Origin of the sequence: Actinoplanes sp. NPDC051346 (assembly GCF_040682215.1) — a bacterium.
Taxonomy (GTDB): domain Bacteria; phylum Actinomycetota; class Actinomycetes; order Mycobacteriales; family Micromonosporaceae; genus Actinoplanes.
The window spans coordinates 461,794-481,913 of the sequence record NZ_JBFBAJ010000005.1 but is presented as its reverse complement, the minus strand read 5'-3'; the positions used below and the strand labels follow the sequence as shown (position 1 = coordinate 481,913).

Annotated in this window: 20 protein-coding genes, 2 tRNA genes and 1 pseudogene; 9 read left to right on the top strand and 14 right to left on the bottom strand. The window is 70.1% G+C overall.

The window, feature by feature from the left end:
* Window positions 1–566 precede the first annotated feature (566 nt).
* Window positions 567–791, top strand: a complete 225-nt coding sequence (locus AB0M36_RS16335; RefSeq protein WP_364157728.1) for a hypothetical protein — start codon at window positions 567–569, stop codon at window positions 789–791.
* Between the two features lie 454 nt (window positions 792–1,245).
* On the opposite strand, the gene AB0M36_RS16330 is transcribed toward AB0M36_RS16335, so the two are convergent.
* The 6 genes from AB0M36_RS16330 to AB0M36_RS16305 all read right to left on the bottom strand — a co-directional run bounded on the left by AB0M36_RS16330 (window position 1,246) and on the right by AB0M36_RS16305 (window position 7,386).
* The gene (locus AB0M36_RS16330) at window positions 1,246–2,040 is read right to left on the bottom strand and encodes a carbon-nitrogen hydrolase family protein (protein WP_364157725.1); all 795 of its coding nucleotides are present in this window, start codon (window positions 2,038–2,040) and stop codon (window positions 1,246–1,248) included.
* An 808-nt stretch (window positions 2,041–2,848) separates the two neighbouring features.
* Window positions 2,849–4,141: an ATP-dependent Clp protease ATP-binding subunit ClpX gene (gene clpX, locus AB0M36_RS16325; protein ID WP_364157722.1), complete on the bottom strand. Its 1,293-nt coding sequence runs from the start codon at window positions 4,139–4,141 to the stop codon at window positions 2,849–2,851.
* Window positions 4,142–4,429: 288 nt separating this feature from the next.
* A complete protein-coding gene (locus AB0M36_RS16320) occupies window positions 4,430–5,092 on the bottom strand; it encodes an ATP-dependent Clp protease proteolytic subunit (RefSeq protein ID WP_364157719.1) in 663 nt (220 codons plus the stop codon).
* A gap of 11 nt (window positions 5,093–5,103) precedes the next feature.
* Complete coding sequence (locus AB0M36_RS16315) at window positions 5,104–5,733, bottom strand: ATP-dependent Clp protease proteolytic subunit (protein ID WP_364157716.1); 630 nt, start codon at window positions 5,731–5,733, stop codon at window positions 5,104–5,106.
* A 189-nt stretch (window positions 5,734–5,922) separates the two neighbouring features.
* Window positions 5,923–7,272: a trigger factor gene (tig, locus tag AB0M36_RS16310; protein WP_364157713.1), complete on the bottom strand. Its 1,350-nt coding sequence runs from the start codon at window positions 7,270–7,272 to the stop codon at window positions 5,923–5,925.
* 40 nt (window positions 7,273–7,312) lie between these two features.
* Window positions 7,313–7,386: transfer RNA gene (locus AB0M36_RS16305), tRNA-Pro, on the bottom strand.
* Between the two features lie 142 nt (window positions 7,387–7,528).
* Here AB0M36_RS16305 and AB0M36_RS16300 point away from each other — a divergent pair.
* Window positions 7,529–7,602: transfer RNA gene (locus AB0M36_RS16300), tRNA-Gly, on the top strand.
* Window positions 7,603–7,705: 103 nt separating this feature from the next.
* On the opposite strand, the gene AB0M36_RS16295 is transcribed toward AB0M36_RS16300, so the two are convergent.
* Window positions 7,706–8,602 (bottom strand): SDR family oxidoreductase, encoded by an 897-nt coding sequence (locus AB0M36_RS16295; protein ID WP_364157710.1) that lies wholly within the window; start codon window positions 8,600–8,602, stop codon window positions 7,706–7,708.
* 91 nt (window positions 8,603–8,693) lie between these two features.
* On the opposite strand from AB0M36_RS16295, the gene AB0M36_RS16290 reads away from it, so the two are divergent.
* The 3 genes from AB0M36_RS16290 to AB0M36_RS16280 all read left to right on the top strand — a co-directional run bounded on the left by AB0M36_RS16290 (window position 8,694) and on the right by AB0M36_RS16280 (window position 9,978).
* Window positions 8,694–9,056: a hypothetical protein gene (locus AB0M36_RS16290; RefSeq protein ID WP_364157708.1), complete on the top strand. Its 363-nt coding sequence runs from the start codon at window positions 8,694–8,696 to the stop codon at window positions 9,054–9,056.
* 83 nt (window positions 9,057–9,139) lie between these two features.
* Window positions 9,140–9,460 (top strand): metalloregulator ArsR/SmtB family transcription factor, encoded by a 321-nt coding sequence (locus tag AB0M36_RS16285; RefSeq protein WP_364157706.1) that lies wholly within the window; start codon window positions 9,140–9,142, stop codon window positions 9,458–9,460.
* Window positions 9,457–9,978, top strand: a complete 522-nt coding sequence (locus tag AB0M36_RS16280; protein ID WP_364157704.1) for an SRPBCC domain-containing protein — start codon at window positions 9,457–9,459, stop codon at window positions 9,976–9,978. The genes AB0M36_RS16285 and AB0M36_RS16280 overlap by 4 nt, the downstream gene beginning before the upstream one ends.
* A gap of 28 nt (window positions 9,979–10,006) precedes the next feature.
* Here the strand turns inward: AB0M36_RS16280 and AB0M36_RS16275 are convergent, their stop codons facing one another.
* On the bottom strand, window positions 10,007–10,735 hold the full coding sequence (locus AB0M36_RS16275; protein ID WP_364157702.1) for a DNA-directed RNA polymerase II: 729 nt from the start codon (window positions 10,733–10,735) through the stop codon (window positions 10,007–10,009).
* Window positions 10,736–10,834: 99 nt separating this feature from the next.
* Between AB0M36_RS16275 and AB0M36_RS16270 the strand changes: the two genes are divergently transcribed.
* Window positions 10,835–12,067: a GNAT family N-acetyltransferase gene (locus tag AB0M36_RS16270; protein ID WP_364157699.1), complete on the top strand. Its 1,233-nt coding sequence runs from the start codon at window positions 10,835–10,837 to the stop codon at window positions 12,065–12,067.
* Between the two features lie 506 nt (window positions 12,068–12,573).
* A pseudogene (locus AB0M36_RS16265) lies at window positions 12,574–12,759 on the top strand (hypothetical protein); the annotation flags it as partial.
* A 57-nt stretch (window positions 12,760–12,816) separates the two neighbouring features.
* Here the strand turns inward: AB0M36_RS16265 and AB0M36_RS16260 are convergent.
* From AB0M36_RS16260 to AB0M36_RS16245, 4 genes are all read right to left on the bottom strand, one after another.
* Window positions 12,817–13,290: a ribose-5-phosphate isomerase gene (locus tag AB0M36_RS16260; RefSeq protein WP_364157697.1), complete on the bottom strand. Its 474-nt coding sequence runs from the start codon at window positions 13,288–13,290 to the stop codon at window positions 12,817–12,819.
* Window positions 13,291–13,314: 24 nt separating this feature from the next.
* Window positions 13,315–14,235, bottom strand: coding sequence for an alpha/beta hydrolase (locus AB0M36_RS16255; RefSeq protein WP_364157695.1), 921 nt, complete (start codon window positions 14,233–14,235; stop codon window positions 13,315–13,317).
* Between the two features lie 3 nt (window positions 14,236–14,238).
* Window positions 14,239–15,429: a DUF1015 family protein gene (locus AB0M36_RS16250; RefSeq protein WP_364157693.1), complete on the bottom strand. Its 1,191-nt coding sequence runs from the start codon at window positions 15,427–15,429 to the stop codon at window positions 14,239–14,241.
* 62 nt (window positions 15,430–15,491) lie between these two features.
* Window positions 15,492–15,734 carry a hypothetical protein gene (locus AB0M36_RS16245; RefSeq protein WP_364157691.1) on the bottom strand — a complete coding sequence of 81 codons (243 nt, stop codon included), beginning with the start codon at window positions 15,732–15,734 and terminating at the stop codon, window positions 15,492–15,494.
* Window positions 15,735–15,933: 199 nt separating this feature from the next.
* Between AB0M36_RS16245 and pepN the strand changes: the two genes are divergently transcribed.
* The gene (gene pepN / locus AB0M36_RS16240) at window positions 15,934–18,489 is read left to right on the top strand and encodes an aminopeptidase N (protein ID WP_364157689.1); all 2,556 of its coding nucleotides are present in this window, start codon (window positions 15,934–15,936) and stop codon (window positions 18,487–18,489) included.
* A gap of 81 nt (window positions 18,490–18,570) precedes the next feature.
* Window positions 18,571–19,173: a Uma2 family endonuclease gene (locus AB0M36_RS16235; RefSeq protein ID WP_364157687.1), complete on the top strand. Its 603-nt coding sequence runs from the start codon at window positions 18,571–18,573 to the stop codon at window positions 19,171–19,173.
* A gap of 103 nt (window positions 19,174–19,276) precedes the next feature.
* Here the strand turns inward: AB0M36_RS16235 and AB0M36_RS16230 are convergent, their stop codons facing one another.
* Window positions 19,277–19,660: a DUF5130 family protein gene (locus tag AB0M36_RS16230; RefSeq protein WP_364157780.1), complete on the bottom strand. Its 384-nt coding sequence runs from the start codon at window positions 19,658–19,660 to the stop codon at window positions 19,277–19,279.
* 91 nt (window positions 19,661–19,751) lie between these two features.
* Window positions 19,752–20,027 (bottom strand): hypothetical protein, encoded by a 276-nt coding sequence (locus AB0M36_RS16225; protein WP_364157685.1) that lies wholly within the window; start codon window positions 20,025–20,027, stop codon window positions 19,752–19,754.
* Between the last annotated feature and the right edge of the window lie 93 nt (window positions 20,028–20,120).

The following is a 20,120-nucleotide window of genomic DNA, read 5'->3' as shown; positions in this document are numbered from 1 at the left end:
AAACAACCACCAAAATGATCGCCTGGCCGGGTATAACTAATTGGCACTGGCTTATCAAGCACCCTGTTGAGTTCTCAAAGAACAACCACACACCGCTCAGTCCCCCTCTTCCGAGGAGACCCGCTCGGGGCAACCGCTCTAACTTACCTGGTCAACCTCGCCAGCGCAAGACCGGAGTCTTGGAAAATCCCGGAGGATCTTCGTGGCATCGCCCAGTTGTTTCCCGCGCTAACGCCCACCCTTGGAGGGGTGAGTGTTGTCAGGTGGCCTGGCAGCCGTCCGGAGATCACTCAGTGATCGATCCGCCCGGTTCCTGCTAGCCGTTTTACTCTACCCGGTCGTTCTCGCTGGCGCAAATCCGGTTTCCCGCCGCCTGCCTCGCCCGGAACTGTCAGCAAGCTTAGCGCCTGCTTCCAGTCACCCTCAGGCAATCCGCCGGATCGGTCACTTTCGTGCCGCTCCGTCCGGGTTCCCCTCGGGCAGAGAGAAAGTTACGCGACGCCCTACCGGGAATGCAAATCGGCCCCCCGTCCCAGAAATCCCGTCCGGAGCGCGACCGTGCCAGAGTGGCAGACATGGCACCTCAACCTGCCCTCGCCGTCGACGCGCTGTTCGGCCTCCTGATGCCGCTGTCACAGCTGGTCATCGGCATTCTGGTCCTGGCAGCGGTGGTGGTCTCGGTGCACCGCTTGTTCATGCGCGGCCCGTCCCGCATGGGCGGCGCGATGCTCCTCGCCGGTGGAGCTGTGGTCTGCATCGCCGTCGCGAGCTACCTGTTCCAAACCTTCTGAGGCCTCAGCGCGGCACCGCCTCGCCAGAGGGCTCCGTCCCCGGACAAATGGCGGCCACGGCATGCCGGGCGATGCGACAAGCTCCCGAGGAGCTGGAACAACAGGCGCCAGGAACACCAGGCGCGGAGCCAGGGTGCGGAAACAAGCGCCGGGCCGAGAAGCGGGAAGAACAGGCAGCGGCGGACCGAAGAGCCGGACCAACGAGCGGCGAGCCGAGGAGCCGAAACTACAGGCGGCAGCGGGCCAAGTGCCGAGACTGACAAGCGCGCCGAGAGAGCAGGAAGGCGGGGAGAGCAGGAAGGCGGGGAGAGCAGGAAGGCGGGGAGAGCAGGAAGGCGGGGAGAGCAGGAAGGCGGGGAGAGCAGGAAGGCCGCGCCGGCAACTTTCCGCATCCCGCGCAAGACGAGACACGGGCGAGGCAAGCGAGACCCCCACGACCCTCAGGAAGGGCTGCTTACAGGCGTCGGTTTGCCAGGCTGGGCAGCTCGCTACGGATGTCGTCCAGCCGGCTCAGGTCGAGGTCGGCGAACGCGATCCCCACCCCGTCCGCCGCCTGCGCGACCACCGTCCCCCACGGATCAATGATCATGCTCCGGCCGAAGCAGGTCCGGCCCGGTTCGTGGTCGCCGATCTGGCCGGCCGCCACCACGTAGCACTGGTTCTCGATCGCGCGGGCGCGCAGCAGCACCTCCCAGTGGTCGCGGCCCGTGTGCATCATGAACGCCGCCGGCACCACCAGCACCTTCGCGCCCTCGATGGCTAGGCGCCGATAGAGCTCGGGGAACCGCAGGTCGTAGCAGATCGACAGTCCCGTAGGCACGCCCGCGATCTCTGTGACGACCGCGCGCTCGCCCGGTGCCACGGAACGGGATTCCTGATAGGACACCCTTCCGGGGATCTCCACGTCGTACAGGTGGATCTTCCGGTAGGTCTCGACCAGCTCACCCGCCGGGTTGAAGATCAACGAGGTGTTGAAGGTCCGCTCCGGATCGGGTCCGACCTCGTGGAACGAGCCCGCGTGCACCCAGATGCCGAGATCGCGGGCGGCCTCGGCGAAGAACGCCGAGAATTCGCCGTCGACCGGCTCCGGCTTGGGCATTCCGGCGCCAGGTCCGAGGTAGTCGACGTATTCGGGAAGAACGGCGAGGGTCACTCCCGCCGCGGCGGCCCGGCCGAGCAGGTCGCGGGCCATAGCGAGATTGACGGTACGGTCGTCGCGAGCATTCAACTGGCAGACGGCAACGCGCATGCCCGTCAGCGTACGGGGCTCAGCACCCACCCGAAACGCCTCGCCGCCGTCCGCATCCCTCGATGCCCGTCCGACTGTCCTCGCCCGCCCACGCTCGTCGACACGCCCACGCTCGTCGACACCAGCCGCCGACCCCGACCGAGCACGGACACCGCCCACGCTCGACACCAGCCGCCGACCCCGACCGAGCACGGACACCGCCCACGCTCGACACCAGCCGGCGACCCCGACCGAGCGCGGACACCGGCCGCACCCGCCGGCTCGAGCAGGCCCACCGACGCAGGACATCGAGCGGCACCCGGCAGGCTCGAGATGCCGGTTGTCGTCGATGGACCGCACAGGTAAGCGTCTGGCGTATTGGTGACAGCGCTCGTGTGACCAACAGCGAAACGACGCACCGCGCGAAGGCGATGGCGCGACGAAGAACGAGAAATGTCAACGCCGGCCCAGGACGCCCGGAGGACGCGGAGCGGTCGCAAGTCGCGCCGGGGCGCGGGGCCGGTTCGGGAGGACGCGGAGCGGTCGCAAGTCGCGCCGGGGCGCGGGGCCGGTTCGGGAGCCCACGAGAGCGCCCGTTCGGGAGCCCACAACAGCCCCGTTTTGGGAGCCCACGACAGCCCCCTTTCCGAGTCCACGACAGCCCCGTTTGGGAGCCCACGACAGCCCCTTTCGGAGTCCACGACAGCCCCGTCGGTCCGTTACGGCTGTTGTCGGTTGGGCGGGCCACCACGGGGACCGGAAACGACGTCACCGTCGCCCTCAGGGGCGACGGTGACGGGATGAGGCTGCTGTTTGAGGGTGCTCCGGGTCAGGCCGACTTTTCCTCGCGGTCGCGGCGGGCGCGACGGCCCACGAACTCGCGGGGCACGATCGTCGGTATCACGTTCTCGACCACGACCTCGCGAGTGATGAGCACGCGGGCGGCGTCGGGGTTGCTGGGGACCTCGAACATCACGTTCTGGAGGACTTCCTCCATGATCGCTCGCAGGCCGCGGGCGCCGGTGCCGCGGAGCATGGCCTGGTCGGCGATGGCTTCGAGGGCGCCCTCGTCGAATTCGAGTTCGACTCCGTCGAGTTCGAAGAGGCGCTGGTACTGCTTCACGTACGCGTTGCGGGGCTCGGTGAGGATCTTGATGAGCGCCTCGCGGTCGAGGTTGCGCACCGTCGTGATCACCGGGAGTCGGCCGATGAACTCGGGGATCAGGCCGAACTTCAGCATGTCCTCGGGCATGACCTTGCTGAAGATGTCGTCGGTGTTGCGCTCGGAGACCGAGCGCAGGTGCGCTCCGAAGCCGACGCCGCCCTGTCCGACCCGGGACTCGATGATGCGGTCCAGGCCCGCGAAGGCGCCACCGACGATGAACAGCACGTTGGTGGTGTCGATCTGGATGAACTCCTGGTGCGGGTGCTTGCGGCCGCCCTGCGGCGGGACGTTCGCGACCGTACCCTCGAGGATCTTGAGCAGAGCCTGCTGCACGCCCTCGCCGGAGACGTCCCGGGTGATCGACGGGTTTTCGCTCTTGCGGGCGATCTTGTCAACCTCGTCGATGTAGATGATGCCCTGCTCGGCGCGCTTGACGTCGTAGTCGGCGGCCTGGATGAGCTTGAGCAGGATGTTCTCGACGTCCTCGCCGACGTAGCCCGCCTCGGTCAGCGCCGTGGCGTCCGCGATGGCGAACGGGACGTTGAGCATCCGCGCCAGCGTCTGCGCCAGATGCGTCTTACCGCAGCCGGTGGGGCCGATGAGCATGATGTTGGACTTGGCCACCTCGACGTCGCTGCCCCCACCGGGCGCGCCGGCCGACTCGGCCTGGATCCGCTTGTAGTGGTTGTAGACGGCCACGGACAGGGCCTTCTTGGCCTGTTCCTGACCCACCACGTAGTTGTCGAGGAACTGGCAGATCTCCATCGGCTTGGGAAGCTCTTCCCACTTCACCTCGCCGGTTTCGGCCAGCTCTTCCTCGATGATCTCGTTGCAGAGGTCGATGCACTCGTCGCAGATGTAGACCCCTGGGCCCGCGATGAGCTTCTTGACCTGTTTCTGGGACTTCCCACAGAAGGAGCACTTCAGTAGGTCGCCACCGTCACCGATCCGTGCCACCTACGTATCTCCCTGCGCTCATCGACCGGTTCGCACCGGCCCTCGGCCCGAGGACGATTTTCCTCGTCGGTATCTCATCGTCTGCCGACCCGCGATGCTGAGGTTGCCGACTCGACGTTACCCGCTCGAGGGCGGTTCTCCGACCCCCCAAAACGGGCGTGTCAGGGGCCAGTCAGTCTAGCGCGAGCCGACCGACCCCTGACATCGCCATCTCACCCGTCACTTACGGAGCTCGGGCCACGGACCGCACCGGTCCGCGACCCGGCTGGCGACCGGGCGAAATTTCCGTCAGCTACCGACGCCGGCGGTCTGCAGGCTCTTCTTCCGGGTGGCGAGGACGGTGTCCACGATCCCGTACTCCTTGGCCTCGGCCGCCGTCATGATCTTGTCGCGGTCGATGTCCTTGCGGACCTTGTCGAGCGCCTGGTTGGAGTGCTTGGAGATCAGCTCCTCCAGCTGGGTGCGCATGCGCATGATCTCCCGGGCCTGGATCTCGATGTCCGAGCCCTGGCCGTAACCGCCCTCGGTGGCCGGCTGGTGGATGATGATCCGCGAGTGCGGCAGCGCCATCCGCTTGCCGGGCGTGCCGCCGGCGAGCAGCACGGCGGCGGCGCTCGCGGCCTGGCCCAGGCAGACCGTGCTGATGTCGGGACGCACGTACTGCATCGTGTCGTAGATCGCCGTCATGGCCGTGAACGAGCCACCGGGCGAGTTGATGTACATCAGGATGTCGCGGTCCGGGTCGGCGCTCTCCAGCGTCAGCAGCTGGGCCATCACGTCGTTGGCCGACGCGTCGTCCACCTGCACGCCGAGGAAGATGATCCGGTCCTCGAACATCTTGTTGTACGGGTTCGACTCCTTCACGCCGTACGACGTGCGCTCGACGAACGAGGGCAGGACGTAGCGGTTGTGCACCGGAGCGAAGCCGGGAGGCATGGTCAGGTCCGTCATTGCTCAGCTCCTCAGTTCAGCGTTCCGGCGCCCTCGGGAACCTGAGTGGCCCCGGTGATCACCTTGTCGATGAAGCCGTAATCCTTGGCCTCCTGCGCCGTGAACCAGCGGTCCCGGTCGGAGTCGGCCTCGATGGTCGCCTGGTCCTGGCCGGTGTGGTGCGCCACCCGCTCCTGGAACATGCGCTTGGTATACAGCATCTGCTCGGCCTGGATGGCGATATCGGCTGCCGTGCCACCCATGCCGCCCGACGGCTGGTGCATCATGATCCGCGCGTGCGGGAGCGCGTAGCGCTTCCCCTTGGCTCCCGCGCAGAGCAGCAGCTGCCCCATCGACGCCGCCATGCCCATCGCCACGGTCGAGACGTCGTTGTCGATGAACTGCATCGTGTCGTAGATCGCCATGCCGGAGTAGACGGAACCACCCGGCGAGTTGATCCAGAGGTTGATGTCGCGCTCCGGGTCCTCCGCGGAAAGCAACAGCAGCTGCGCGCAGATGCGGTTGGCAACCTGGTCGGACACCTCACTGCCGAGGAAAATGATCCGCTCGCGCAGGAGACGGTTGTAGACCGAGTCGTCGAGGTTGCCACTGAGGGAGTCACCACGCAGCGTGGGACTCGCAGGGATGTGCAGATCGGTCATGGCAGCCCTTCACCAGCTGACTGTGTCGGCCGAGGATCCGGCCGGCGGGTTGTCCGTCGTACGACCAACCTAACCGGTCGAATGCGCATCAGCTTCCCGCTCGGGCAGGTGTTCGCTGACAGCGCACCGGGTCGGCCGGAATGCCGAAAGGGCCGCCACGGGAAACGCGGCGGCCCTCGGCGTCGAACGTCAGTGGTCGTGACCGGCGTGCTCGTCCTCGCCGGCGGCGCGCAGATCGTCGAGCGTGAGGACGTTGCCCTCGGAGTCCTTCATCTCGACCTGCTCCATGACGTTGGCCAGGGCCTTGCCGCGGCGCACGTCGCCGAAGACGGCCGCGGCCGCACCCGACTTCACGAGCTGGTCGTAGTACTGCTGGGGCTGCATCTGGGCACGCTGCGCCCGGTGCACGATCTCGTGACCGAACTCGTCGTCGGAGACCTGGATGTCCTCGGCGTCGGCGATCGTGTCGAGCAGCAGCTGGATCTTGACGCCCTCGGAGGCGGCCTCGGTCAGCTCGGTGTCGATCTGCTCCTCGGTCTTCTCCTCGGAGGCGAGGTAGTCCTCGAGGGTGGCGCCGATGCGCTCGAGCTGGTCGGTCATGGCCTGCTTGCGGCCCTCGACCTCCTCCTTGACGATGCCCTCGGGTGCCGGGATGTTGGCGGCCTCGACGAGCTGCTTGAGCGCCTCGTCACGGGCGGCGTAGATCTGCTCGACCTTCTTGACCTTGCTGAGCCGCTCCTTGAGGTCGGCGCGGAGCTCGTCCAGCGTGTCGAACTCGCTCGCCATCTGCGCGAACTCGTCGTCGATCTCGGGGAGCTGCTTGTCCTTGACGGTCCGCACGGTGACCGCCACCTCGGCGTCACGGCCGGCGAAGTCGCCGCCCACGAGCTGGGTGGTGAAGGTGGCGTCGGCGTCGGCGGCCAGGCCGACGAGGACCTCGTCGAGACCCGGGAGCAGCTGCTTGCTGCCGACCTCGTGGGAGATGTTGGTGGCCGAGCCGCCCGGCACCTCCTCGCCGTCGACGGTCGCCTTGAGGTCGAGCTGCACGTAGTCACCCTCGGCGGCCGGGCGGTCCACCGTCTTGAGGGTGGCGAACCGCTCCCGCAGGCCGTTGATCTGCTCGTCGATCTCGTTGTCGCCGATCTCGAGCGCCGGAACCTCGACCTTGATGGTGGACAGGTCCGGGATGGTGATCTCGGGACGCACGTCGACCTCGGCCGTGAACTTCAGCGGCTCGTTGTCGGCGAACTCGGTGATCTCCACCTCGGGGCGGCCGAGCGTCTTCACCTCGTGCTCGCGCACGGCGGCGAGGATGTGCTGCGGGATCGCCTCCTGCACGGCCTCGTTGAGCACCGCGCCCCGGCCGACGCGCTGGTCGATGACAGCGGCCGGGATCTTGCCGCGCCGGAAGCCAGGAATCTGGACCTGGGACCCGATCTCGCGGTACGCCTTCTGCAGGCTGGGCTTCAGCTCGTCGAACGGCACCTCGATGGCGAGCCGCACCCGAGTCGGACTCAGAGTCTCGACGGTGCTCTTCACAGGCGTACTCCTTGATGGATCTCTTCGTTGATGATGAAAGTCGGGGTGGCGGGATTTGAACCCACGGCCCCTCGCTCCCAAAGCGAGTGCGCTACCAAGCTGCGCCACACCCCGAGGCCGCTGGCAAGTGTATGCGGTCGGTCGGGTGGCGTGTGCCTCGGCGTCGCCCGGATGCGCCACGCGGGGGAACCGGTTCGCGTCCGGAGCGGAGATTCAGTACGCTAGCCACGGCGCCGCGCTCCAAGTGCGGTGCCATGCGGGCGTAGCTCAATGGTAGAGCCTCAGTCTTCCAAACTGATTACGCGAGTTCGATTCTCGTCGCCCGCTCCACGCGCTCCGGCCCAGGTCAGAGGGGTTTCCCTCGCACCTGGGCCGATCTTGTTCCCGACCTTCTGGATCTTGCGTGCCATGGCACGCAAGGTCAGCTCAGCGGTCAGCTCACCGGCTTGCCGCCGGTGACGCCGAGGACCTCGCCGGTGACATAGCTGGACTCCTGCGACGCGAAATAGACGTACGCCGGGGCGAGTTCCGCCGGTTGCCCGGCCCGGCCGAGCGGGGTGTCGGCGCCGAATTTCTCGACCTTCTCCGGGGGCATCGTGGTCGGGATCAGCGGCGTCCAGATCGGGCCGGGCGCCACCGCGTTGACCCGGATACCCTGCTCGGCCAGGTCCTCCGCCAGGGCTTTCGTGAATGCCACGATGCCGCCCTTGGTGGTCGCGTAGTCGAGCAGAGCGCTCGACGACAGGTACGCCTGCACCGACGCGGTGTTGATGATCGCCGAGCCGGGCGGCAGGTGCGGCACCGCGGCCCGGCAGAGCCAGAACATCGCGTACAGGTTGGTCTTCATCACCCGGTCGAACTGCTCGGTGGTGATCTTGGCGATCCCGCCCGGCTGGGCCATCTGGAAGGCGGCGTTGTTGACCAGGATGTCCAGGCCGCCGAGTTCGGCGACGGCGCGGTCCACGATCGCGGCGCAGTGCGCCTCGTCGCGGATGTCGCCGGGGACGGTCACCGCCCTGCGCCCGGCCTTCTCGATGAGGTGCGCCGTATCCCGCGCGTCCGGCTCTTCCTCCGGCAGGTACGAGATCAGCACGTCCGCGCCCTCGCGCGCGAAGGCGATGGCGACCGCCCTGCCGATGCCGGAGTCCCCGCCGGTGATGACCGCACGCCGCCCGATAAGCCGGCTGTTGCCGCGGTAGCTCTCCTCGCCGTGGTCCGGCCGGTCGGGCATGGCGTCGGTGAGGCCCGGGTACGGCTGGTCGCCGCCCTCGAGCGGCGGATCGGGATGCTGGCCACGCGGGTCTCGGCAGGTGAACTGGTCCTGGGTCATACCCGATCGCATGCCCCGGCGTGGGACCGTTAACCCCGGGAATGACGAGTTCGCGGGATCTGGACGGACGATCTGCGGAACACTGACAGTCATGGCGTACTCCCCCGAGAACCCCCTGGTGCCGGACGGCGCCGCGTCGCACGCGGACAACGCCCCGCCACTGCCGGACGAACTCGCCCGAACGCTCGCCGGGCTCGGGCCCGCCGGCGTCGCCCCGGCCTCTCGCGGCGCTTCGGTGACACGGTCGCGCCCGCTCGCGCTGGGACTGGCGGGTGCGGCGCTGCTGGTCGTGCTCGTCCTCCTGGTGCAGAACACCGGAGGGGTGGAGATCAGCTTTCTCTGGGCGCGGGGACACATCCCGCTCACCGTGGCGCTGATCGCCGCGGGGATCGCCGGAGCGGCGATGACGCGGGTGGTGGCATCCGTCCGGGGGCTCAAGCCCCGCCGCCGCTGAACCGGCTCGGTCCGTCCGGCATGACGCCGGGCGGGCTTTTTTCGGCCTTGACATGTGACCATTTGGTCACCTAACTTTGCGTCATGACGGACGACGACCGGGTGTTCAAGGCGCTGGCCGACCCGACCCGTCGCTTCCTGCTCGACCTGCTCTTCGCCCGGGAGGGCCGCACCCTCACCGAGCTGGAGTCCGAGGTGGACATGACCCGTTTCGGGGTGGCCAAGCACCTCAAGCTGTTGGAGGAGGCGGGTCTCGTCGTCGTGCGCCGGTCCGGGCGGGAGAAGCTGCACTTCCTCAACCCCGTGCCGATCCGGCTGATCCACGACCGGTGGATCGACAAGTACACCGAGCGTCACGTCACGGCGCTCGTCGAGCTCAAGAACGCGCTGGAGGACGAGACATGACCGAGCCGCTGACCACCCAGGTGTTCCGGGTCTGGATCCGGAGCACGCCCGAGAAGATCTGGACCGCCATCACCGACCCCGAATGGACGGCGAAGTACGGCTACGCCGCGCCCGCGCACTTCGACCTGCGCCCGGGCGGCTCGGTCCGCTATGACGCCACGGAGGAGATGCGTAGCTTCGCCAAGGAGAACGGCTTCGAGGTGCCGGACGTCGTCGTCGACGGCGAGGTCGTCGAGGCCGACCCGCCGCGCCTGCTCAAGCAGACCTGGCGGATGCTGATGGACCCGACGACCGCGGCGGAGCCGTTCACGACCCTGACCTACCTGATCGAGGAGCTGAAGTCCCAGCCCGGCGTCTGCCGGCTCACCCTCACGCATGAGCTGACCGGCGCTCCCGCGACGTCCACGATGGTGGCGGGCTCGCCGCTGGACGAGGCGGGCGGCGGCGGCTGGGCGTGGGTGCTCAGTGACCTCAAGTCACTGCTGGAGACGGGGACGGCCATGAACGGCCAGGGCTGACGCGGGATCTCTTGCGCTGAGCCCCGACTCAGCGCAAGAGGTCGGTCACCCAACCGACCGCTGTCATGACCCACCCGGTCTGGCCCAGGTGGGCGACGCCCACGCCGGCCAGGAAGAGACCGGCCACGATGTGCGATCCCCGCGCCGTACGCCGCTCGCGGCCGAACTGGCGCTCCAGCACGAGCCGGCCCACCAGCCGCGACAACGCGAACACGCCGCCGGCCACCACCACGGAAACGAGGAAGACCACGACCGGGGTGGTCAGGCCGCCGGCGGACGTCGAGGTCGAGAGCGCCCAGATGCCCCAGCAGACGAAGTCGAACAGCAGCCCGGCGAAGCTCCACTCGCCGCCACGGCGCAGCTGGGCGATGTGCCAGTTCAGCGGGCGGCGCTGGCTGGGCGGCGCGGCGCCCGGCCAGCCCGTGCCGGTGGGCTCGTGTTCCGCCGTGAAGTGCTGCGGCTGCGGGCGCGGGGTGACGGAGGCGCGGCCACTGGAGAACGGGGAAGGCGCCGGCGGGGCGGGCGCGGCGGGCGCGGGAGCCGGATGCGCGGCCCGGGTCGGATCGGCCCCGCCGTGCTGCCGGGTCGGGTCAACCCCGCCGTGCTGCCGGGTCGGCTCTACTCCGCCGTACTGGCGGGCGGGGTCGTAGTGCGGCGCGGCACCGCGCGGCGGCATGTCGGTCGTCGGCGGATCGGCCCAGGGATCCTGCGGCGGCATGTCGAGCGTCCCCTCGGGCCACTGCGGTTGCTCCGGCATCGTTCCCTCCCCTGGCACGGCCGGTCGGCCGCCCCACATCGAGAGTAACGAGCCCGCAAATCGCTCGCCGTCGCGCGCGCCGTCCGTTACACAAAGGGCATGGACGGCTCCGGAATGACGATCAGGGTCGGCACGGCGGAGGACTGGGACGCGATCTCGAACCTGATGGGTCGTGTCTTCCATCACACGTTCACCCGCGAGGAACGCGACGTCGAGGGCTCGGTGTTCGAGCCCGAACGGTCGCTGATCGTCGAGGACGCCGGTTCCGTCGTCGGCCACGCCGCGGCGTACACCAGGGAATTGAGCGTGCCCGGTGCGATCGTGCCGGCGGCGCACGTCAGTCAGGTCGGCGTCGCGCCGACCCACCGGCGGCGCGGGCTGCTCACCCAGATGATGCACCGCCAGCTGCGCGAGATCGCGGCCGCCGGTCGCGAGCCGGTCGCGGTCCTCTGGGCCAGCGAGACCAAGATCTACCCCCGTTTCGGGTACGGGCCGGCGGCGCAGCGGCTGAGCATGAACATCATGACCCGCGAGATCGAGCTGCCCGGGGCCAAGGGCGACGGCCGCCTGCGCCTGGTCGAACCGCTCGCGTCGATCGCCGAGCTGACCAAGGTGTACGAGGGCCTGCGCGCGACCCGCACCGGCTGGTCCAGCCGCGACGAGCGGTGGTGGCGATTCGTGCTCGCGGACGTAGCGGCGCGACGCGAGGGTGCAACGACCCAGCACGGCGTCGTCTACGAGACCGCCGACGGGCCCACGGGGTATGCCCTCTGGCGCACCAAGTCCCGGTGGAACGACCACGGCCCCGACTGCGAGGTCCAGATCCGTGAGGTCGTCGCGGCCGATCCGGAGGCCTATCTGGCGCTGTGGCGGTTCCTGCTCACCCTGGATCTCGCGCGGACGGCGACCGTGTCCTTCGCGGCCCTCGACGAGCCGTTGCAGTACCTGGTCGACGAGCCCCGCCGGCTCGGCGCCACCCTGGCCGACGCCCTCTGGATCCGCGTCGTCGACCTGCCCCGGGCGCTGACGGCCCGCCGGTACGCGGCCCCGCTCGACGTGGTGCTCGACGTCACGGATCCGCTGCTGGCCGGGAACACCGGCCGCTGGCGGCTGACCGCCGATGCCGCGGGGGTCGCGAGCTGCACCCGTACGGATGACGCCGCGGACCTGGCTTGCACGGTGCTGGAGCTGGGGACGGCCTATCTCGGGGCGGTGTCGCCGGCGGCGCTCGGCGCGGCCGGCAGCGTCCGGGAGCTGACGCCCGGCGCGCTCGCGGCGGCGTCGACCGCGTTCCGCTGGCATCGGCTGCCGAATCCGACCGAGGTGTTCTAGGTGGGCGCCGCGGCGGTAGGTTCGGCGTCATGGGCGATGAACCCGGACGTCGGCGCCGCCGCGTGCGTCCCTCCCACTCGACCCCGCCCGCGACCGCCGTGCCGTCCGACCCGGCCTCCGAGGCGTCCTCGGCGGGCGTCAGCCCGACACCCGCTCCACCGGCCGGCGCCGCAAGCCCGGTGCCCGGCCCACCGAGCAGCCTCGGCAGCCCGGCACCCGAGCCTCCAGGCGCCCCGGTGAGCCCCGCACCCGGCCCTCCGAGCGCGGCGGCAGGCCCGGCAGCGGGCAGCGCCGGAAGCCCGGCACCCAGCGCCGCCGCAAGTCCGGCAGCAGGCAGCGCCGCGAGCCCGGCAGCAGGCAGCGCCGCGAGCCCGGCAGCAGGCAGCGCCGCGAGTCCGGCTTCCGTCCGGGCCGCCGCGACGGGTGGGCCGGCACCTCGCCCGCAGAGCGCTCCCGGCCGGCCCGGCGGGCGACCGGCCCCGGGACCCCGGCCCGGCGGTGGCGAGGATCAGTCCGAGCGTGGCCTGCGGGGGCTCGTCGGCTCGGGGTCGTCTCAGGTCAGCGTCGGCGCGGCGATGCGGGCCCGGGACGCGGCCCGCCCGTCCGCGGAACACCTGGCCGACGCCGAACGTGAGCTCGTGATCGTGCGGCGCAACTGGATGCCGCGCGAGGACCTGCCGAAGGGTCGCTGACCGGGCCGCGCGGGATCGGCGTCGGGGCCTGGGTCTGAATCGTGGCCGTGATCGGCGTCAGGCCTCGGGCAGCGGCGGCAGCTCGCGGCCGCCCTCGAACGCGGCGAGCTGGCCGATGCGGCGGGCGTGCCGGGACTCGCCGGAGAACGCCGTGGTCAGGAACGCCTCCGCCATCGCCGTCGCCTCGTCCAGGGTGTGCTGGCGGGCGCCGAGCGCCAGGACGTTCGAGTCGTTGTGCTGGCGGGCCAGCTGGGCGATCTCGACCCTCCAGGCCAGCGCCGAGCGGACGCCGACGACCTTGTTCGCGGCGATCTGCTCGCCGTTGCCCGAGCCGCCGATGACGATGCCCAGGCTGCCCTCGTCGGCGACCACCTTCGCGCCGGTGTGGAAGCAGAACGCCGGGTAGTCGTCCTCGGGGTCGTAGACGTGCGGGCCGACGTCGACGACTTCGTACCCCTGCTTGGCGAGGTGGTTGACGAGGTGGCTCTTCAGCTCGTAGCCGGCGTGATCGGAACCGAGGTAGACGCGCATGACCCGCAGTCTGTCAAACGCCGATCAGAAGGTCAGAGCCGCCCGGAGGCTGACGGCGATCTGGTCCGCGGCGGCCCGGGCCGCGTCGAAAAGGGCGAGCTTGCGGGCGAAGCCGTGGTTGACGCCGGCGTAGCGGACATGAACCACCGGGACCCCGGCGGCGAGCAGCGCGTCGGCGTAGTCGGCGCCCTCGTCGCGCAGGACGTCGTACTCCGCGGTGATCAGCAGGGTGGGTGGCATGCCCGCGAGGTCACCGGCGGCCAGCGGCGCCACGTCCGGGCCGAAGCGGTCGGTCTGGCAGGGGACGAAGGTGTCCCAGGCGAGCCGCATCGAGGCGCGGTCGAGGCCGTATCCGCCGACCTCGTCGTAGGACTCGGAGGCGGTCATCGGATCGATCGCCGGGTAGATGAGCACCTGGTAGTCGAGCGGGGTGGCCGCGTCCCGCTGGCGGCGCGCGGCGACCGTGGCGAGCTGGCCGCCCGCGCTGTCACCGCCGATCGCCAGCCGCGACGGGTCGACGCCGAGGCCTGAGCCCTCCTTGCGGACCCACGCCAGCACCGTTTCGACGTCCTCGAGCGCGGCCGGGTGGATGTGTTCCGGGGCGAGGCGGTAATCCACCGACAGGACCGCGCAGCCGGAGCGATCGGCGATCCTGCGACAGAGCCGGTCGACCGTCTCCACGCTGCCGTAACACCAGCCGCCGCCGTGCAGGTAGACGAAGACGGGTGCACCGGTGCGGGAGGCGTAGAGCCGGCAGGCGACGCCGTCGGCATCCACGTCGGCCACGACCGGCAGGGGAATCGCCGGGCCGCACTCGGCCTCGTTGGAGTCCTCCATCGCCTGCCGGGCGTAGCGCAGCCGCTCCAGCGGCTCGGCAGCCAGCACCTCGGCGGGTGGGCGCCGCCGGATGGCCAGCGACGCCTCAACCTGGGGATGTAGAGCCATGGTTCAGTCGAGTTGGGCCAGGACGAGGCCGGCGCGGGCCTTCGGGGTGAACCAGGTGCTCTTGCGGGGCAGCTTCTGCCGGGCGAGGTTCACCGCGACGAAGTCGTCGACGGTGACCGGCGCGATCATTACCGCCAGTTCGGCGCGGCCGGCGTCGACCTCGCCGCGCAGCCACTCTGCCGAATAGTCGCCGCCGACATACGAGATCCGCTTGTCGCCCGGGTCGAGCCCGAGGGCGTCCCGCAACAGCACCCGTTCGACCAGGGCGTGGTCCAGGTTCTCCACCGCCGAGGCGCCGTCGGCCGCGGGCAGGGTCACCGCGTACGACGTGCTGTGCGCGTACAGATGGATGGTGCCCTTGGCCGGGATGTCCGCGGGGCGCGGCAGTTCCTCGACGCGCGCGCCCGCCGCGGTGAGCTGGGCGACCAGGTCCTCGACCGGGAGTTCGGCGACGAGCCGGTTGTAGGGCTGGATGGCGACCGACGCCGGGGTGGTCACCACCGCGAGGAAGCGCGGCAGGCCGCCGGTCTGCGCGGCGAGGCTGCGGTGGTTGCCGTCGGCCACGACGAGCTCGCCGCCGCCGGCGAGCGCGATCAGGTCGTCCTGGAGCGGACCGGCGGGAACGGTCCAGATCGCGTGCGTGCGCCCGCTCTGGTCCAGGTCGCTCGCGACGGGCGCCCCGGCCGCGTCGGTCGCGGCCGCGAGCGCGGCGTGCAGCTCGTCACCCTTGCCGGTCTGCAGCAGGAGCACGGGCGAGAGCAGCGTGCGCAACGTCTCGGCGAGCGCCACCCGCTCGCGCACCTTGGCGATGAACACGTCCTCGTTGCGGATCACCAGGCCGGGCTCGTCGGCGCTGGTGGAGATCTGGGCGGTCTCGACCATGGCCCACAGTCCGTACGCGGCGGTCTCGCCCGGCGCGGTGATCCGGTAGAGCACGACCACCTGTTCGGCGGGGGTGTAGCTGCCCTCCGCCTTCTCCTGCTCGAGGCGGGCGGCGGCGCCGGACAGGCTGTCGAGGAAAGACCGGCCCACCGATCCCGGTGCCCGGTGGGGCATCTCGATGGCCAACGCGCTGTGTGGGTTGGCGGCGATGATCTCGGTGATCTCCGCATCGTCCGCGAACTCGTCGTAGTTCTGCGCGCCGGTGCCGCCAGTGGTGATCCAGGCCCGATTGATCGGGTGCACGACCGTCATGACCGCGAACCTACCGAAACGGGCCGATCCCGTGGGGGCCCGGCCCCCGGGCTTCTCACCCTTCAGGTCGTGCGGCGGTGCCGTCCGTACGCGGGAACCGAGGGCATGTTCGCCCGCGAGCGTGCCTCACGTGCCCGCCGTTGGAGCTGTTGCGCGTCCCCCGCGCCGTTGACGGGCAGGCTCGAGACGAGGACGGGCGGCGCCACCATCTCGGCCACCTCGGCGGGCAGGCTCGGGCAGACGCTCGCCCAGGCGCCCCGGTGCACCGCGATGGTGCTGGTGGCGACGGTGTCGGATTCGGCCATCGGAGCCTCCGGTCCTGCGGTGACGGTTCTCACCATTGGAACGACAATCGCCCCGCGGGCGTGATGTTTTCCGGCGAACTACCCGGATCGGTCCACGCGGCGGCAGCGGTGGGTGGTGGCTCAGGACACAGCGCATAAGGTGGCGTGCGAAGCTCGAGGCGGGGCGACGCGGCCCCTGCCAGCGTGGAGGAGAGTGAACGTGGCCGGAGTTCGTAACCTGACCCAGGTGGAGGCCGCCGAGCGGGCCCGCCTGCTCGAGGTGACGGGGTACGACATCGCCCTGGATCTGACCGACGGAGCCGGAGGCCCGGGCGAGGGCACCTTCCGATCGGTCACCGAGGTCACGTTCCGCTGCACCGAACCGGGCGCGCAGACCTTCATCGAGGTCGCCGCCGCGTCCCTGCGCTCCGCCGTGCTCAACGGCGCGCCCGTCGACACGTCCGGCTGGTCGGCCGAGAACGGCCTGACGCTGACCGGGCTGGCCGCCGAGAACACCCTCGTCGTCGACGCCGACTACTACTTCTCGGCCAGCGGCCAGGGCATGCAGCGCAGCGAGGACCCGGTCGACAAAGAGGTCTACCTCTACAGCCAGTTCGAGACCGCGGACGCCCAGCGGGTGTTCGCGGCGTTCGACCAGCCCGACCTCAAGAGCGTGTTCACCTGGCACGCCACCGTGCCGGGGCACTGGAAGGTCGTCTCGAACATGCCGGTGGAGAGCACGGCTCCCGCCGAGGCCGGCGCTAAGACGGTTCACTTCGCGACCTCGGCGCGGATGAGCACGTACATCACGGCGCTGTGCGCGGGGCCGTACCACGAGGTTCGCGACAGCCACGACGGCATCGAGCTGGGTGTCTTCTGCCGGGCCTCGATGGCGCGGTACCTCGACGCCGACAACCTGTTCCTCATCACCAAGCAGGGCTTCGACTTCTTCCACGAGCAGTTCGGCGTGCGCTACCCGCTGCCGAAGTACGACCAGCTCTGGGTGCCCGACTTCAACGCCGGCGCGATGGAGAACTTCGGCTGTGTCACGCACGCCGAGGCGCACTACATCTTCCGGTCGCAGGTCACCGACTACGAGTACGAGCAGCGCGCGAACACGATCCTGCACGAGCTGGCCCACATGTGGTTCGGCGACCTGGTGACCATGCGCTGGTGGAACGACCTGTGGCTGAACGAGTCGTTCGCCGAGTGGGCGAGCCACTGGTGCAACACCGGCGCCACCCGCTTCACCGACGCCTGGACGACGTTCCTCTCGGTCCGCAAGACCTGGGGCTACCGCCAGGACCAGCTCTCGTCGACCCACCCGGTCTACTGCGAGATGCCCGACCTCGAGGCGGTCGAGGTCAACTTCGACGGCATCACGTACGCGAAGGGCGCGAGCGTCATCAAGCAGCTCGTGGCGTACGTCGGGCTGGACGCGTTCCGGGCCGGGCTGCGGGCGTACTTCCAGCGGCACGCGTGGGGCAACGCCACCTTCGACGACCTGCTGACCGAGCTGGAGACGGCGTCCGGGCGCGAGCTGCGCAAGTTCGCCGCCCAGTGGCTGGAGACCGCGCAGGTCAACACGCTGCGCCCGGTCCTGAGCATCGGAGCGGACGGCAACTACGAGAGGGTCGTGGTCAAGCAGGAGGCTCCGGCGGCGTACCCGACGCTGCGGACCCACCGCATCGGCGTCGGCCTCTACGACGTCCAGGGCGACCGGCTCGTGCGCCGCGACCGCCTGGAGATCGACGTGAGCGGCGAGGAGACTGCGATCCCGGCACTCGTCGGGGTGCGTGCGGCGGACGTGCTGCTGGTCAACGACGACGACCTCACGTACGCGAAGCTGCGCCTCGACGAGCGTTCGATGGCGACGATCGTGCGCCACATCGATGGCTTCGAGTCGTCGCTGCCGCGGGCGCTGTGCTGGGCGGCCGCCTGGGACATGGTCCGCGACGCCGAGCTGGCGGCCCGCGACTACGTGGCGCTGGTCAGCACCGGCCTGCCCAAGGAACGCGACATCAACCTGACCACGGCCACGCTGCGGCAGGCGGCGACCACCCTGACCATGTACGCGGACCCGCAGTGGGCGCCGACCGGCTGGGCGCAGCTCGCCACGACGGCCCGCGAGGCGCTCGCGGCGGCGGAGCCGGGCAGCGGCTTCCAGCTCGCCTGGGCACGCGCCTTCGTCGGTGCCGCCCGCAGGCCCGAGGAGCTTGCCGTCCTCCGCGGCTGGCTGGAGGGCCGGGACGTGCCGGCCGGCCTGACCGTCGACACCGAGCTGCGCTGGTCGCTGCTGGAGTCGCTGGCCGCCCGGGGTGCCGCGACCGAGAAGGAGATCGCCGCCGAGCTCGAGTCGGACCGCACCGCGAGCGGCGAGCGCGAGGCCGCCCTCGCCCGGGCCCTGCTGCCGACGCCGGAGAACAAGGCGGCCGTCTGGGCGAAGCTCACCGGCGGCGAGAAGCTGCCGAACTGGCTCAACCGGTCGCTGCTGCAGGGCTTCCAGTCGTCGACGCAGGTGGCGCTAACCGCGCCGTACGCGTCGAAGTTCTTCGAGGTCGTGGAGCAGGTGTGGGCGCGCTCGGACAGCGAGCCGGCCCAGGAGTTCGTGATGCTGGCCTACCCGGCCTACCAGGTGAGCGAGGAGACCGTCGCGTCGACCGACGCCTGGCTGGCCGCCGATGGCCACTCGCCGTCGCTGCGCCGGCTCGTGGCCGAGGGCCGCGACGGCGTGCTGCGCGCCCTGAAGGCCCGGGCGAAGGACGCCAGCGCCTGAGTCGTGGGCGGGTCGCGAGGAGTTCCATTCCTCGCGACCCGCGAAACTCACGGCCGGGAATTCCACCGCAAACCACACTGCGTGAGTACGCTGACACTCCGCGGTGATGGAGGTGGTGCGGTGGTGGTGATCGGCCACAGTTCCCCGGTGCGATGGGCCGCTCCCGAAGGTCCCTGGACCGAGCCGGATCTGCACCTGTTCCCGCAGGACGGCCACCGCTACGAGATCGTCGACGGCAGCCTGCACGTGACGCCGCCGTTGGACAGTCCCCACGAGACCGCGGTCGAGGCGTTGATCACCACGCTGCGCGGGGCGGCGCCGGAGGGCTGGTGGGTGTGCGACCGGCTCGGCATCGAGCTGGGGGCGAGCAATCTCATCCCGGATGTGACCGTGCTGCGGCCGTACTCGTCCGGCGCGATCTGGGCCGATCCGGCGGACGTCGCGCTGGTCGTCGAAGTCGAGACCGCCGCCAGCCGGCGCTACGACCGGCTCCTCAAACCCGCCCTGTACGCCGACGCCGGCATCGCCAGCTATTGGCGCGTCGTGCCGGAGCCGGAGGCGGTGCTGCACGTCTATGAGCTGGGCCCGGGTGGCTACGGGCCGGCGAGAACGATTCAGGGCGCCGACCTGGTGAAGGTCGACGCCCCGTTCCCGGTCCGGGTCGCCCCGAGCACCTGGATGTAGCCTGCTTCCCGCCTAGCTGGCGGTTCGTTCGACTCAGCGGCGGCCGGCGATTCGACTCAGTGACGGCCGGCGGTTCGACTCAGTGACGGCCGGCGGTTTCGGCTCAGTGGCGGCCGGCGTGGGAGGCGAGCTGGTCGAGTCCGGCGAGGACTCCGCCCGCCAGATCTCCGCCCGCGAACGCCGCCGACATCGACAGCGCGGCGAGCTTGGCGTCGCGGTCGGAGATGCGCTTGCGGGCGTCCGAGCCGGTGACGATCTCGAGGATCCGCTGGTTCGGCGAGACCGCGACGAGCACCGCGCTGGCCGCCCCCTCGAGCTGGCGGTGCAGCTGCTCCGCGCTCTCCCGGGTGGGCTCGGCGAGCTCGCCGAGGTAGACGCTGAAGGTCAGCCCGGTCTGCTGGTCGGCGACGCGCAGCGCCTCGTCGAGGCGCAGGAGCTGACGGGTCGAGAACGGCCCGTCGAGCGCGGCGATGCTCTCGGCGGACATCGTCAGCTCGGGCTGCTCGGACAGGGTCGGGCCGCCCGGGTGGTCGAGCGCGGTCAGCGGCTGCTCACCGACGCTGATGAAGGCCTGCTGCTCACCAACGGTCACTTGCGCCTCCCACCGGTCCGGGCCGCACCTGCCGGTGCTCGCCTGACTCCAGCGCCTGAGCGCCGGAGGTCTTGCCAAGGGCCGGGCTCACCTGTGCGGGCGACGCCAGGAACCACGTCGGCGCGAAATCGTAGGGCCGGCCGGGCCGGTAACGACGGTCGGGCCGGTGGTGGCTGCCGCCGAGCGCGGCAAGGGCACCGATCACGATGACGACCGCGAGGGGAGTCACCGCGAAGACCAGAATCGTGCTGAATATCGACAACCTCAACGCCCCCAGGCGTCAAAAGGAACCGGGCAAAGTCACTGTGTTCCCAGTGATCCGAACGTCAATCACGGTAGCGGAGTGGGCGCCGTC

Excerpts from the sequence above, each read along its gene's own strand:
- AB0M36_RS16330 (WP_364157725.1), bottom strand. The coding sequence starts at position 2,040 with ATGCGCGTTGCCGTCTGCCAGTTGAATGCTCGCGACGACCGTACCGTC.
- AB0M36_RS16320 (WP_364157719.1), bottom strand. The coding sequence starts at position 5,092 with ATGACGGACCTGACCATGCCTCCCGGCTTCGCTCCGGTGCACAACCGC.
- AB0M36_RS16315 (WP_364157716.1), bottom strand. The coding sequence starts at position 5,733 with ATGACCGATCTGCACATCCCTGCGAGTCCCACGCTGCGTGGTGACTCC.
- AB0M36_RS16295 (WP_364157710.1), bottom strand. The coding sequence starts at position 8,602 with ATGACCCAGGACCAGTTCACCTGCCGAGACCCGCGTGGCCAGCATCCC.
- AB0M36_RS16290 (WP_364157708.1), top strand. The coding sequence starts at position 8,694 with ATGGCGTACTCCCCCGAGAACCCCCTGGTGCCGGACGGCGCCGCGTCG.
- AB0M36_RS16285 (WP_364157706.1), top strand. The coding sequence starts at position 9,140 with ATGACGGACGACGACCGGGTGTTCAAGGCGCTGGCCGACCCGACCCGT.
- AB0M36_RS16280 (WP_364157704.1), top strand. The coding sequence starts at position 9,457 with ATGACCGAGCCGCTGACCACCCAGGTGTTCCGGGTCTGGATCCGGAGC.
- AB0M36_RS16275 (WP_364157702.1), bottom strand. The coding sequence starts at position 10,735 with ATGCCGGAGCAACCGCAGTGGCCCGAGGGGACGCTCGACATGCCGCCG.
- AB0M36_RS16270 (WP_364157699.1), top strand. The coding sequence starts at position 10,835 with ATGGACGGCTCCGGAATGACGATCAGGGTCGGCACGGCGGAGGACTGG.
- AB0M36_RS16260 (WP_364157697.1), bottom strand. The coding sequence starts at position 13,290 with ATGCGCGTCTACCTCGGTTCCGATCACGCCGGCTACGAGCTGAAGAGC.
- AB0M36_RS16255 (WP_364157695.1), bottom strand. The coding sequence starts at position 14,235 with ATGGCTCTACATCCCCAGGTTGAGGCGTCGCTGGCCATCCGGCGGCGC.
- AB0M36_RS16250 (WP_364157693.1), bottom strand. The coding sequence starts at position 15,429 with ATGACGGTCGTGCACCCGATCAATCGGGCCTGGATCACCACTGGCGGC.
- AB0M36_RS16245 (WP_364157691.1), bottom strand. The coding sequence starts at position 15,734 with ATGGCCGAATCCGACACCGTCGCCACCAGCACCATCGCGGTGCACCGG.
- AB0M36_RS16230 (WP_364157780.1), bottom strand. The coding sequence starts at position 19,660 with ATGTCCGCCGAGAGCATCGCCGCGCTCGACGGGCCGTTCTCGACCCGT.